Here is a 12,898-nt window from a genome sequence, read left to right on the forward strand (position 1 = left end):
GCCGGGGCCCGGCCCGGAGGGCGGTACTCTCCGATGTGGCCGCTGCGGGGGGTGTCTCGTCCCTCGAGGCGGGCCGCGTCCCGGAGCCCAGCGTGGCACACATGACGCCGGCCACGAGGATGCCTGTCCAGCGCCCTACCCGAGTTGCCCGCACGTGGTGTTCCCTTCCGGGCGACCAGCAGCAGTTGCCCGTCTTCACCCCGAAGCCCGCCGCACCACAGGTCGCGACCAGACACTACTCGAATGGCCGGCGGCCTGATGGTCATCGCTGGAAGGACGAACTCGCCGACGGGCCCGCCACCGTCCAGTCGAGCCGCCTGCCGATCCCGCACTACACGCGGGGTCAGGGTGTCAACGGCCAATCAGATCTTTCACTGGCCGCGGTCAAGGGTGCCGCCGCCCGCTGGTTCGAAGTTCTCGCGCTGGACGTCGGCAGCCTCCGGCCGACCATCCCGGGCCGCGGTCCGCTGGTGCCCGAGCCGACGTGCGGACGGACTGGGTGGCGCTGGGCGTTGCCATCTTGCGGATGGGTACGCTCGCGGCTGCCCTGGCCAGATTTTCGTGGAGGTGACCTTGGCACGCCTGGTTCTGACCGAGGACGAGGAGGCCGTGCGCGTCGCGGTGGGGACACGTTCCTTCGTCCAGGCGCGGGCCCACCTCAATCGGGGCGAGCTGGTCGACGTCGAGTGGGATCCGCGGACCGGGCCCGCTCATGCCCGGCTCCGCGGCGAGCTGTCCGGCACGGTGATCGCCACCGCGCGCACTGACCCGAACGGCAACATCACGGCGGTGGAGGGATCGTGCAGCTGCGGAGACCGTCCGGGCTGTGCCCATCCGGCCGCGTTGATCCTCGCCGTCATGACGGCCCGAGGTGCACCCCGCCCGCGGGCCGTGGCGCCACCGCCGGCGTGGGAGACCGCGCTGTCCCCGCTGGTCGGTACGGCGCCCGAGGCTTCCACCGATCCGGTGTCGGACCGGGCCGGCGTCGGGCTGCAGTTCGATCTCGTCGCGGCTGCCGGGCAGCCTGGGGCGGAATCGTCGTGGCGGATCGCCCTGCGCCCTGTGGTACCAGGTCGCAGCGGGTGGGTGCGGTCCGGGATCTCCTGGTCGAATCTCAGTTACGCCTGGTACGGGCAGCCGAGGCGGGTCGAGCGGCACTGGCAGCTCCTCAACGAGATCCTGGCGCTGTCCACGGCGTCCGAGGACCGGCACCACTACAGCGGCTACCAGCAGATGGTCTTCCTGGACGCGTTCGCGAGCCGGCGGATCTGGGATCTGCTGAGCGAGGCACAGGAGACCGGGTTGCCGATGGTGCAGGCCGGAAAGGCGGCCGGGCGGGTCGTCGTGTGTCGGGAAGCGGCGCGGGTGTCGATACGGGTCGAGCGGACCGGTGACGACCTGCTGCTCGTACCAACCTTGCTGGCCGACGGCGTGCCGGTCGCCCCGGATTCGTCGCTGCTGGTGGGCAAGCCGGGCCACGGCGTCGCCTGGTGGGGGGTGCGGGGGCAGGCCGCCCCGCAGCCCCGGGACAGGGTGTTGCGGCTCGCGCCGCTGGCACGGCCGCTGGAGTCGGGCATCGCCGGCATGCTGGCGGGATCGGCGATCCGGATCCCCGCAGACGACGAGGCACGGTTTCTCCAGCAGTACTATCCGAGCCTGCTACGGCAGGCGGAAGTGATCGCGGCGGGTCCGTCGGTGCGGTTGCCCGATCTCGGGGCGGCGGCGTTGACGTTGACGGTGGACCGCATGGCCGGGCATCGGCTCTCGCTGGGATGGGATTGGGTGCTGCCGGTCGGTGACCGTCATCATCGGGAACCGCTGTGGGCGCCAGCACCCGTCGCGTATGCCGCCGACCGGGAGAAGGTGGTGCGGCGGGTGACGGAAATGGTCGCCGACCCGGCGCTGGGTCTGCTGGAGTCAACGCCTGCGGAGCCTCGGCTGGCGGCCACCGCCGAGGTGGCCGGCGACACGATGATCCGGTTCCTGAGCGACATCCTGCCCCGGCTGGGCGACATCGACGGCGTCGACGTCGTCACGCAGCTCGACGACGCGGGCCCCGCCTACCAGGAGGCGCGGCAGGCCCCGGTCATCACGTTCGCCGGCGCCGACACCGGCGGGCAGCCGGACTGGTACGACCTGTCGGTACAGGTGACGGTCGGCGGTGAGCAGGTGCCGTTCGACGAGCTCTTCGTCGCGCTCGCCGCGGATCAGCAATACCTCATCCTGCCCAGCGGCGTGTACTTCAGCCTCGACCGTGCCGAGTTCCGCCAGCTGCGCGACCTGATCGCCGAGTCCCGCGCGTTGGAGGACCCGCCGCCGGGGGTGCTGCGGGTCGGGCGCTTCCAGGCCGGGCTGTGGCAGGAGTTGGCCGAACTGGGCGAGATCACCGGCCAGGCAGCAGCTTGGCAGCATGCGGTGCGCTCACTGTCCGACGCCGGCGCCCGCGTCGAGCATCCGGTCCCATCGGGGCTGAAGGCCACGCTACGGCCGTACCAGCGGGACGGGTTCCGGTGGTTGGCCGCCCTGCACGAGCATCGACTCGGCGGGGTCCTCGCCGACGACATGGGGCTGGGCAAGACCCTGCAGGCACTGGCCTTGATCTGCCATGTTCGGGAGCTCGGCGGTCTGCAGGCGCCGTTCCTGGTGGTCGCCCCCGCCAGCGTCGTGCACAACTGGGCGAGCGAAGCAGCCCGGTTCGCACCTGACCTCGTGGTCAGCACCATCACCCAGACCCGCGCGCGGCGTGGCGCGACGCTCGCCGACGCGGTCCGCGGCGCGGATCTGGTGGTCACCTCCTACACCCTGTTCCGACTCGAGTTCGACGAGTACGAGGCGCTCGACTGGGCCGGGCTGATCCTCGACGAGGCCCAGTTCGTCAAGAATCCCGCCGCCCAGGGATACCGCTGCGCGAAGCGACTCCCGGCACCGTTCAAGCTCGCCATCACCGGCACGCCGATGGAGAACAACCTCCTCGAACTGTGGTCGCTGCTGTCCATCACCGCGCCTGGTCTGTTCACCCGCGCAGACCGGTTCACCGAGCACTACCGCACCCCGATCGAGAAGGGCCAAGACCCGGACCGGCTCGCCCAGCTACGGCGGCGGATCCGGCCACTGATGCTGCGCCGGCGGAAAGCCGACGTGGCCGCCGACCTGCCGGACAAGCAGGAACAGGTCATCGAGCTGGAGCTCAACCCGAAACACCGCAAGGTGTACCAGACCTACCTGCAGCGGGAGCGGCAGAAGGTACTCGGCCTGCTCGGCGACCTCCAGCAGCACCGGTTTGAGATCTTCCGGTCATTGACCCTGCTGCGGCAGGCCAGCCTCGACGTACACCTGGTCGACCCGAAGCACGGTGCCGTGCCGTCGACGAAACTGGACGTACTGGCCGAGCAGGTCACCGATCTCGTCGCCGAAGGCCACCGGACTCTGGTGTTCAGCCAGTTCACTCGCTTCCTGGACGCCGCCCGGAAGCGTTTGGAAACAGCGGGCGTCCGCTGCTGCTACCTCGACGGTGCCACCCGTGACCGCGCGACGGTGCTTGACGAATTCAAGAACGGCACAGCGCCGGTGTTCCTGATCAGCCTCAAGGCCGGTGGTTTCGGCCTGAACCTGACGGAGGCCGACTACTGCATCCTGCTCGACCCGTGGTGGAATCCCGCCACCGAAGCGCAGGCCGTGGACCGCGTGCACCGCATCGGGCAGACCCGCAACGTGATGGTCTACCGGCTGGTCGCCAAGGACACCATCGAAGAGAAGGTCATGGCGCTCAAGGCCCGCAAGGCCGAACTGTTCAGCAGCGTCCTCGACGGCGGTGACTTCGCCTCCGCGCAGCTGACCGCCGCCGACATCCGAGACCTGCTCGAATAGAGCCCCTCGCGGCGGCCCTCACGCCGGTAGCGCGCCCGACCGGGGTGCCGACCGCAGCGAGCAGACGACCTGACCTGTCCCGGCTGACCGTGGCACGCATGGTCTCGCCCGCGGCCCCGACCCGCATCGCGGCCATCGACCGCGAGCCCCGACGACTGCAGAGCGCCGGCACGAGAGGGTGGCCCGCTGCTACCGGCGGACGGGCCTGCTGATCGTGCCCGCCTGTTCGCCGAGGAGGTCGGCGTACATTCCGATGTCGATCGTGCCGTGTTGGCAACGCTCGACGAGCCGGTCCAGCCGGTCGGTGACCTCGTCCGGGGCGAGGTCGAGGCGGTCGCACAGATCACGGTGGGCGTGCAGGAGCGGCTCGGTGATCTCTTCCGGTTCGGTCCGGGTGATGTAGTAGGCGTCATGGAGATGCCCGGACAGGTCGTCCCAGACGAGGATGGCGTCCTCGACCAGGTCGAGCATGGCAGGAGTCGTGGCCCGGGCGCACAGGATCTCGACCTCGGCGGCCAGCCGGTGACCGGCGGTCTCGACGTCGGCGATCTCCCACCTGCCGGTGGTCGCGTTCGAGGCGTCCCGGATGACGGCCCGGAAGTCGCGCAGACCCGACTGGTCTGCGCCGTGCAGCATGCCGGCCTCGGTCAGCAGCCGGGTGGCGAAGAGGCGGTCGCGGACCGCGTGCCCCGCGACGAGGTTGGCCAGCTGCCGGGGCGCCAGCCGCTGCACCGCCCCGAAGGTAGTCGGCGTGGTCGGGCTTCGCCGGGGCGGCGCTCGGTGGGGTCGCGGCTCCGGAGAGGGCGACACCGGCGTCGAACGCGGTCAACGCTGTCGCGACCGCGTGCGCGCAGAGGTCTTCGCCGACGATTCCGCAGTCGCAGTCACCGGTGAAGATGCCGTCGACGATGCCTACCCACGGCTGGAACGCGGCGTCGCGGTCGCGTACCACCGCCTGGACGCCGCCCCCGGCCGGTTCCAGGTCACCGACACCTCCACTGGACAGCAGCCGGGCTGAGGCCTCACCGACGGCTGCGGGAATGGAATCACGAAACGCCTCAACGTTGATGCGGACCGCCACGGGCTGCACCCTACCGGTCGGGCTGGAGGCGGGCGACGTCGAGTTTGGCCAGGAACGTCGGCCGGCGTCGATGTTCGTCGCGCAGATTCTGCAGGTACGCGGTGAACAGTGCGGTCTCACCGGTGGCCGCGTACGCCTCACGGAAGTTGCGCAGCAGCGTGATGGCCTTGTCGTAGCGGCGCTTGTCGCGCGAGTCCAGCAGTTGGGCGTCGATGAGCGTGCGGTAGGGCGCCCGTACGTCGGCCGGGTGGGTCTGCCGCCGCAGCTCCAGCAGCTCGACGCGTTGCCGGGCGGGCAGCTCGCCCAGGCGCGGCAGCCCACTGTGCCAGGCTTCGTCGTCATCGCCGGCGAGGATCAAGACGTCGATCAGGTGGGGCAGGTACGCCGCCTGCCGCGCCGCGCGCTCACGCAGCACCGCCACGGCCCACCCGCTGTGCGCGGCGTCGCGGTCGGTCTCCGCCACAGTCGCGAGCAGCGACCGGAAGTTGTCGATCGTCGGATGAGCGTCGAACCCCGTCCGGCGCTCATCGACCGCGGCCTCCGACTCGCCCGTGTCGATCAACAGTCGCACCAGCAGGTCGCGCAGCCCCACCGACCAGTGGCCGGACGGATGCACGGCGAGCCCGCGCCGGACCCAGTCGACCGCCTCAGCGGGCCGGCCCGCCTCGGCCAGTACCCGCACGATCCGCCCGTACTGGTCAGCGCTGACCAGGTCCTCCGCCAGCACCGTCACGTACCGGTCCACGTCACCGGAGACCTCGGCCAACTGCTCCCGCAGGTACCGCACCGCCCACCGCTGATGCCGCTGGTCGGGGTCCGTTGCGGCGGCGCGTTCGTCGACCAGCCGGGTCACCTCGGCCAGGCCCTTCGGCCCCAGCGCCGGCGCCCAGTTGCGCAGCTCCACGTCCGGCCAGCCGGGGCCGTCGCACACCAGCTTCACCAGCCACGCCGCGAGCCCGGCAGGCCGCGGCGGCGCGGCACGGCAGGCCCGGGCGTAGAGGTCCATCAGGTACGCGAGGTCGTTGCCAAGCACCCCGGAGGAGCTGTCCATGTACATCAGGGCGGCCGTCATCCGGTCGACCGCCTTCCGCAGCACCGGCACCGCGACTGCCGCCTCGCCGGCGTCGATCAGCCGCGAACAGCGGTCCGCGACCTCACGGGCGGCCTGCGAGTAGGCACGCTGGCCCGTGTACGGGTCGCGACGGCGATCCCGCCGCAACCGGTCCACCAGCCCGGTCAACTCGTCCTCGTCCCCGGCCCTCATCCGGACATCACACCAGAACAAGCGCGCCAACCGACTGGAGGGTCGCCCTGTGGGGCTCGGCCGAGTGGCGTCGACGCGGGTCGCTATCCGCAAACGGATGCGTCACGGCGTCACTGAGTCTCCGTCCCACGCAGGGAGTGGGCGACGATGAGTGGTGGAGTCTCACCGAGCTGAACGGGCCACGTGTTGTCGATCTGGGCGACCGTCCAGGCGGTGCCGGGTACCTCGGCCGGGGTGATCTCGACCGGGCCGGACAGGCCGGCGTCGCGGGTCACGGCCAGCACCCGGTCGTACGTCGCGGGTCCGCCGCCGCGCCGGTGGGCGCCCCGCCATGCTGGTGCTGGCCTGGGGCGGCGGGTGGACCGTTGAGGGTGGTGGAGATTTCGGGGGTGCCGGCCTTGAGGGCGTCGAGGCCGTCGCTGAAGTGGGCGCCAGCGTTGCGGGACCAGGTCAGGCCGGTGACCGACAGGAAGAGTCAGCCGGTTGCGGGTGGTGCTGCGGCGGCGCCACCACAGAATCACCCACTACGGCTGCTGTCCCCGCTGCTGGTCCTGGCCGGCTCGGGTGGCGGCGGCGAGGAAGGCGTTGTACCGGGCCAGGTCGTCGTCTTCGCCGGTGACCTCGGCGCGGTCGGCGGCGCGGTCGAGGCGGGCCTGTTCCCGCTGGTCGGCGCGGATCCACTGCCGGACGAGGAGGATCATGACGACGGCGGCGGGAATCTCGCCGAACGCCCAGGCGATGCCCGCGCCCAGCTTCTGGTCCACCAGTAGGGAGGAGGCCCAGGCGGGGTGGACGGCGATGTACCAGTCCGGGGCGATGATGGTGGTGGTCTGCATGAGCACCAGGCCGAAGAAGCCGTGCGCCATCATCGCCGCCAGGTGGATGATCACGAGGATGGGGTGGGGAACCCGGGGCCGGCCGGGGTCGATGCCGATGAGCACCCAGAACAGCAAATAGCCCGAGACCACGAAGTGAGTGAGCATGGCGAGGTGGCCGAGGTGGGAGCGCATCAGCGTGCCGAGCAGGTCGCTGAAATAGAGGCCGAAGAGGCTGCCGGCGTAGATGCCGAGCGCGACCAGTGGGTGGGTGAGCAGCTTCGTGGGCCGGCTGTGCAGGGCGCGCAGGAGCCACTCCCGGGCGCCGCGGACCTGCGGGTCGGCCGGGCGGCGCAGGGCGCGTAGGGCGAGGGTGACCGGGGCGCCGCCGACGAGCAGGATCGGCACCAGCATCGACAGCACCATGTGCTGCGCCATGTGGGCGCTGAACAGCACGTACGCGTAGCGGGCGAAGCCGAGGTCGGTGGACGCGGCGAGCACGAGCAGGCCGGCGACCCAGCTGGCGGTCCGGGCGACCGGCCAAGGGTGCCCGGCCCGGCGCAGCCGCCGCACCCCGGCCAGGTAGCCGGCGGCCCCGCAGGCGGTGAGGGTGAGGTAGAACAGGTCCGGCAGGGGCTGGCCGAGCAGGTTGCCCGGGGTGGGGGCGGCTGGCATCGGGAAGCCGAGCACCTCGGTCAGCGGGTCCGCGTCGGCGGGGCTGGTCGCCACCGGCGTGGGGCTGCGTGACAGCGCCACGGCCAGCCCCACGGTGGCGGCGAAGACGACCAGTTCCCCGGCGGCCAGCCGGGCGAACGCCCCGCGCCGGCCGGCGTGCAGGGCCGGCAGGGTCCGGGACCGGTGCGCCGCACCGGCGACACCGAGGATGACCAGCGCGATGAGCTTGCCGCCCACCAGCCATCCGTAGCGGGACTGCCAGAGCTGGTCGAGGGTGCCGAGGCGTACGGCGGCGTTGGCGAGCCCGCTGACCGCGACGGCGGCGAAGCAGCCCAGGGCGAGGCGGCTGTACCGGCCAGCGGCGTCGGCGATGTGCCGGCTCCGGCGGACTGTCAGCAGCGCTGCCGCTCCGCCGATCCACAGCGTGGCGGCCAGCACGTGCAGGACGAGGCTGCTGACCGCGATCTGGTGGTTGCCGGCCCCGGCGGCGTGCCCGGTGAACGCCGGCGGTGTCACCGCGACCAGCGCCAGCACCGCCGCAGTGGCGGCGAGACCGCGCGACACGCCGACGCGGGCGAGCACGGCCACGGTCAGGGCCAGCCCGGCCTGCAGCAGCAGGGCCCGCCCCTGGGAGATCGAGGATGCGAAGCTGATGACGGCGGCCGCGCTGAGCCGCTGCGGCGGGAGGCCGAGCAGGTCCGAGACCGTCAGCACGATCAGCGCCAGGGCGGCGGACGCCCACCCGACGGACAGCAAGCCGGCGCGCCGCAGCAGCAGCCAGCCGTGCGGGGACACGCTCGGCCCGTCCCCGGGCAGCAGGAACGCTGCCGTGACCAGCATCCCGACGGTCAGCGTGGCGAGCGCGTAGGAGAGCAGCCGGACCAGGGGCAACGCCCAGGTCGTGACCGGTCCCGGGTCCGGCAGGCCGGGGATCGCGACCGCGAACGCCCCGCCGACCTGCAGGGCGAGCACAAGTGCCACCCCCGCTGACACGGCGGCCATGACCGGAACCACGATCGAGCTTTTCCGGCCGGTGGAGCGGATCCCCGTTTCGGGCGCCTCGGAAGCGTGGCCGTTGTCTCCTCCCGGCGCCGTGCCGGCCGGAGAGCCGTTGGGGATGCGGTGCGGGTGACACTGGCGTGAACGGGTATCTGGCACGTCAATACCCCCGGCAGGTAGCGGGCGGGCGGGAGCGGTACACGGAACCGGGCGGTTCCGGTCAGGAGGTGGTGCGGCGTCGACGCCGCAGCATCACGGCCCCGGCGACGACGGCGACGACAAGGACCCCGCCGGCCACCAGCAATGCCAGTCCGGTACGCCCGGAGCGGCGGGACGAGGCGGCTGGGCTGGCTACGGCGGCCGGGCTGGCCGCCGCCGGGGAGGCGGCGTTCGCGTCGGCGGCACCCGAGGCGGCCACGTCCGGGGCGGTGCTGGCGGTCGGGTCGGCGATCGTGAAGGAGTATGAGCCCTGCACGGGGTGCCCGTCGGCGGAGACGACCCGGTAGGCGACGGTGTAGTTGCCGTTGGCCAGCGGCGGGCTGATCGTCACCGTGCCCGTGGCCCCGGTGACGGCAGGTTCGCTGGTGGGGACTTTCCGCTGGTCGGCGTCGCTGAGCACGATGGTGGTGAAGGCCGGGTCCAGCTTCTGCAGGAACGTCAGGGTGATCTGCGTCGGCGGGGCGGAGAGACGAGCGTCCTGGGCGGGGTTGGCTGCTTGTATCGAGTTGTGCGCGGCGGCGGGCGAGGCGGGTGCCAGCAGCACCGCCAGGGCGGCCAGCACGGCGGCGACGGGGCCGGCGAAGCTCGGGCGGCGGATTCGAGTGGGCATCACTGGTGGTTCTTTCCTGGTTGATGGTCAGCCGAGCACTTGCTGGCCGATCCAGCCGCCCTCCGGGCAGCCGGGTGGGATGGCGAAGACGGCGGAGCCGATCGGGGTGGTCCACTCGTTGAGCAGGTCCCGTTCGGCCAGCCGCTGTTGGACGGGCAGGAACTGGCGGCTGATGTCGGCCTGGTAGGACGCGAAGACCAGCCCGCTGTCGGCGTGGCCTTCGGGGGTGAGAGTGCCGTCGTAGTTGTAGGGGCGGCGCAGGATCCTCATCCGATCGTCGGTGACGTGCGCGCGGGTGAGGTGCGAGAAGTCGGGGATGACGGTGAGCCCTTCGGGGCCGGTGGCGGCGAAGTCGGGCTGGTCGTGTTCGGCGGTGCCGGTGAGTGGGGCGCCGGTGTCGAGGCGTCGGCCGACGGCGAGTTCCCGGTCGGCGCGGCCGAGCAGGTCCCAGGTCTCCAGGTTCATGGTGATCCGGCGGACGACGAGGGTCGTGCTGTCCCTTAACCAGGCCGGCCCGTCGGGCACCCACACGGCGGTCTCCAGGGGCCCGCCGGGCTCGGGGTTGGCGGTGCCGTCCAGTTGGCCGAACAGGTTCCGCTGGGTGCGGCCGGGTTCGGCGCCTGCGGCGCGGCGGAAGCCCTGCTGCACCCAGCGGACGGTGGCGAAAGGGCGGCTGTCCTTGACCAGCACCCGTTGGGCGTGGGCGACGGTGAGCGGGTCGTCGGCGCAGATCTGCAGCAGCAGGTCGCCACCGGACCAGCGGGGCTGGAGCCGGTCGATCCGGAACGGCGGCAGGTCGGCCACCGACGGGGGCCGCCGGGCGGCGAGGCCGGCGGCGGTGTAGAGGCCGGGGCCGAAGCCGAAGGTGACGGTCAGTCGGGCGGGGAGCAGGCCGAGTTCGGGTTCGGTGTCGGCCAGCGCCGGACGGCCCTGGGTGAGGCGGGCGGCGTCGTCGGACAGCAGGCGCAACATCCGACCCAGTGCGGCTCGGTCGGTGTCGGGGTTGAGGGTGAACGCGACGAACGCCGCGTGGGCCTGCGGGTCGGTGGCGACGCCGGATTGCCGAGCGCCGTGAAACGGGTCGACGGCACTACCGATCGCGGCGACCGGCACCGTGTCGGCGGGCCGTGCTGCCGGCTCGTCGGGGCGGGCGGCGGTGACAACGGCGGCGGAGGCGAGCGCGCCTCCGGCTGCGAGGGCGCCGCCGGTGAGCAGGCCACGCCTGCTCACCGAGCGGACAGCAGGGCGCTCGATCATGCCGCCGGCTGGCCGTGGTCGGGGGCGTAACTCTCCTGCGCGCCCGTGAACGGCTTGGCCACCGCCGTGAACACCTGGGTCTTCCCGCCGGCGAAGGTGAGCGTGAAGGTCAGCTCGTCGCCAGCCTTCACCGGCTGCTTCAGGTCCATCAGCATCAGGTGCTCGCCACCGGGCTGCAACTCCTGCGAGCTGTGCGCCTTGACCACGATGCCGCCCTGCTTGGGCTGCATGACCATCTTCCCGTCCTTCATGTTCATCTCGTGCAGCTCCATCGGGGAGAGGTCGGTGGCCGCGGCGGTGATCGTCACGTCGGTGTCGCCGTCGTTCACGAGGGTGCCGAACGCCGCGGTCATGCCCTTGTCGGCGGCCTTCACCCACGGATCCCGGATCCCAAGCACCCCGGCCACGGCGCTCGCCGACACCGACGCCGACGGGCTCGGCTCGGCCGACGGCCGGTCCGACGAGCCGCAGCCGGCGACGCCGACCGCGAGGGATGCCGCGGCGGCGGCGAGCAGGGTGGCCGGGCGACGACGCGCGCTGGCGACGGTGGCGCGAGGCATGGGTGGTCCCTTCGCTGATTGGTCTGTCGAGGGTTGGTCGACCCCGACAAATAGAAAGTTCCAGGACAAAAGTGATTAATATCACCCAGCCCTGAACGGGGCCGCGCGGTCAGGCCACCCAGCGGTCCTGGGTCCGCGCGGAACCGGGGTACGGGGGAACCAGCCGGAGCTGGGCCGGGGCCGGGTCCGCCGCCTCGTCGAGGCTCAGGCGCCAGCCCGAACGGCCGTCCCGCCCACGCGCCTGCGGCCCGGCGGGTCGCAGCCGGGGCCGCGACAGCGCCACCAAGATCGCGTAACCAGCGAGGAGGAACCCGTGGCTGACCAGGCGGGTCGTGTCGACCCGCCCAGTCAGCAGGTCATTGACCGACAGCAGCACCAGCGTGCCCACGAACGCGCTCAACATGGGCACCAGCCCGGTCGGCGGCGTGCGCCGCGCCGCCACGAACAGGAACCCGGCGCCGACCGCCACGTTCCACGCCGCCGACTCGTGCCACAGATGTCCCGAGGCGAGCACACCGGCATGGTTGTGGCCGCCGGCCGGGCCCCGGCCGACCTGCGCCAGCCCGAGCACCAGCTGCAGGGCGCCGAGGAGTCCCAATAGCCCCCGCAGAGTGAGCACGACCCGCTTCCGGAGATTGCGGCTGGAGGCTGCAGGCGCGGGCAGCGCGGCGAGGATGCTGTCGGACAGGTCCGGTCCCGGGGCGGTGACGGTCAGCCGGGACCGTCGCGTCACCGCCGCAGCCTGGTCCAGCCAGTCGCGGCAGCCGGCGCACTCGTCAAGGTGCGCGTCGGCTCCGGCCTGCTCGGCGGCGGTCGCCTCACCGTCCAGTTGCGCCGACAGGACCTCACGCCACTGCTCACACCCCATGTACCGGTAGTCGCGGCCGTAGCCCGATTGGTTCCCGCATGCTGTGCGTCCTGGGTCACGGTGCCGCAGGTCGGGCCCAGCTCAGCCTGCGGCGTTGCCCGGTGTCCGCCGCCGCTGACCGGCTGGGCGTTCATCGCGGCAACGAGGTCCTCGCGGGCCCGGGCCACCCGGGAGCGGGCCGACGCCGCCCGGACATGGTCGATGGCGACCCGCCGGGCGATACCGAGCAGCCACGTCAGCGCCGACGAGCGCGCGGCGAACGACGGCAGCGACCGCATGGCCCGTAGATAGGTTTCCTGCGCCAGGTCATCGGCCTCTGCTGGAGAGATGATCGCGGCGAGGAAGCGACGCATGTCGGGCTGGCCGCGGCCGGAGTGCTCGGCGTGGGGATCGCCGCCCCCCGCCCCCCACAGGGGTGTCAACTGCTGTCAAGGGAGTGTTCTTTAGGCGTCGAAGGCGTGTTCTGGTGTTGTTCGGGCGTGGGGTTACGGGAGTGTCGTACCCATCGCCGACACTGATCCCGACGGGGTGAGTGGGGGTGGGTGTGCGCGGTATGCAGGCGTATCGTTTCGCGCTTGATCTCACCCCGAGGCAGCAGCGGTCGGTGCTGGCGCATGCTGGTGCGGCCCGGGTGGCGCACAACTGGGCGTTGGCTCGGGTGATGGCGGTGGGGGATCAGCGGA

The 12,898-nt window shown here is 72.0% G+C and carries 11 protein-coding genes and 1 pseudogene; 3 read left to right on the top strand and 9 right to left on the bottom strand.

The window, feature by feature from the left end:
- The first annotated feature begins 573 nt into the window (after positions 1 to 573).
- Positions 574 to 3,867: a DEAD/DEAH box helicase gene (locus ABZ807_RS27975; protein ID WP_357164206.1), complete on the top strand. Its 3,294-nt coding sequence runs from the start codon at positions 574 to 576 to the stop codon at positions 3,865 to 3,867.
- Positions 3,868 to 4,056: 189 nt separating this feature from the next.
- Here ABZ807_RS27975 and ABZ807_RS27980 read toward each other — a convergent pair whose 3' ends face one another.
- Positions 4,057 to 4,599 (bottom strand): hypothetical protein, encoded by a 543-nt coding sequence (locus tag ABZ807_RS27980; RefSeq protein ID WP_357164209.1) that lies wholly within the window; start codon positions 4,597 to 4,599, stop codon positions 4,057 to 4,059.
- Between the two features lie 112 nt (positions 4,600 to 4,711).
- Here ABZ807_RS27980 and ABZ807_RS27985 point away from each other — a divergent pair, with 112 nt between their 5' ends.
- Positions 4,712 to 4,885, top strand: coding sequence for a hypothetical protein (locus tag ABZ807_RS27985; protein WP_357164212.1), 174 nt, complete (start codon positions 4,712 to 4,714; stop codon positions 4,883 to 4,885).
- A gap of 73 nt (positions 4,886 to 4,958) precedes the next feature.
- Here the strand turns inward: ABZ807_RS27985 and ABZ807_RS27990 are convergent, their stop codons facing one another.
- From ABZ807_RS27990 to ABZ807_RS28025, 8 genes and pseudogenes are all read right to left on the bottom strand, one after another.
- Positions 4,959 to 6,212 carry a DUF6880 family protein gene (locus ABZ807_RS27990; protein ID WP_357164215.1) on the bottom strand — a complete coding sequence of 418 codons (1,254 nt, stop codon included), beginning with the start codon at positions 6,210 to 6,212 and terminating at the stop codon, positions 4,959 to 4,961.
- A gap of 110 nt (positions 6,213 to 6,322) precedes the next feature.
- Complete coding sequence (locus ABZ807_RS27995) at positions 6,323 to 6,487, bottom strand: hypothetical protein (protein ID WP_357164218.1); 165 nt, start codon at positions 6,485 to 6,487, stop codon at positions 6,323 to 6,325.
- Between the two features lie 249 nt (positions 6,488 to 6,736).
- On the bottom strand, positions 6,737 to 8,704 hold the full coding sequence (locus ABZ807_RS28000) for a bifunctional copper resistance protein CopD/cytochrome c oxidase assembly protein (protein WP_357164221.1): 1,968 nt from the start codon (positions 8,702 to 8,704) through the stop codon (positions 6,737 to 6,739).
- A 217-nt stretch (positions 8,705 to 8,921) separates the two neighbouring features.
- Positions 8,922 to 9,530 (bottom strand): copper resistance CopC family protein, encoded by a 609-nt coding sequence (locus ABZ807_RS28005; protein WP_357164224.1) that lies wholly within the window; start codon positions 9,528 to 9,530, stop codon positions 8,922 to 8,924.
- 27 nt (positions 9,531 to 9,557) lie between these two features.
- Positions 9,558 to 10,787 carry a Dyp-type peroxidase gene (locus ABZ807_RS28010; protein WP_357164227.1) on the bottom strand — a complete coding sequence of 410 codons (1,230 nt, stop codon included), beginning with the start codon at positions 10,785 to 10,787 and terminating at the stop codon, positions 9,558 to 9,560.
- The gene (locus ABZ807_RS28015; RefSeq protein WP_357164230.1) at positions 10,784 to 11,347 is read right to left on the bottom strand and encodes a copper chaperone PCu(A)C; all 564 of its coding nucleotides are present in this window, start codon (positions 11,345 to 11,347) and stop codon (positions 10,784 to 10,786) included. The genes ABZ807_RS28010 and ABZ807_RS28015 overlap by 4 nt, the downstream gene beginning before the upstream one ends.
- A gap of 109 nt (positions 11,348 to 11,456) precedes the next feature.
- A complete protein-coding gene (locus ABZ807_RS28020) occupies positions 11,457 to 12,215 on the bottom strand; it encodes a zf-HC2 domain-containing protein (protein WP_357164233.1) in 759 nt (252 codons plus the stop codon).
- A 173-nt stretch (positions 12,216 to 12,388) separates the two neighbouring features.
- A pseudogene (locus tag ABZ807_RS28025) lies at positions 12,389 to 12,568 on the bottom strand (sigma factor); the annotation flags it as partial.
- Between the two features lie 200 nt (positions 12,569 to 12,768).
- Between ABZ807_RS28025 and ABZ807_RS28030 the strand changes: the two are divergent.
- A partial coding sequence (locus tag ABZ807_RS28030; RefSeq protein ID WP_357164239.1) for a helix-turn-helix domain-containing protein occupies positions 12,769 to 12,898 on the top strand: 130 nt, incomplete at its 3' end.

It is taken from the genome of Micromonospora sp. NPDC047548 (assembly GCF_040642975.1).
In the GTDB taxonomy this organism is placed as follows: Bacteria; Actinomycetota; Actinomycetes; order Mycobacteriales; family Micromonosporaceae; genus Micromonospora.

Bases quoted from the DNA above. Each gene is read 5' to 3' on its own strand.
- ABZ807_RS27990 (WP_357164215.1), bottom strand. From the start codon at position 6,212: ATGAGGGCCGGGGACGAGGACGAGTTGACCGGGCTGGTGGACCGGTTG.
- ABZ807_RS28000 (WP_357164221.1), bottom strand. From the start codon at position 8,704: ATGGCCGCCGTGTCAGCGGGGGTGGCACTTGTGCTCGCCCTGCAGGTC.
- ABZ807_RS28005 (WP_357164224.1), bottom strand. From the start codon at position 9,530: ATGCCCACTCGAATCCGCCGCCCGAGCTTCGCCGGCCCCGTCGCCGCC.
- ABZ807_RS28010 (WP_357164227.1), bottom strand. From the start codon at position 10,787: ATGATCGAGCGCCCTGCTGTCCGCTCGGTGAGCAGGCGTGGCCTGCTC.
- ABZ807_RS28015 (WP_357164230.1), bottom strand. From the start codon at position 11,347: ATGCCTCGCGCCACCGTCGCCAGCGCGCGTCGTCGCCCGGCCACCCTG.
- ABZ807_RS28020 (WP_357164233.1), bottom strand. From the start codon at position 12,215: ATGGGGTGTGAGCAGTGGCGTGAGGTCCTGTCGGCGCAACTGGACGGT.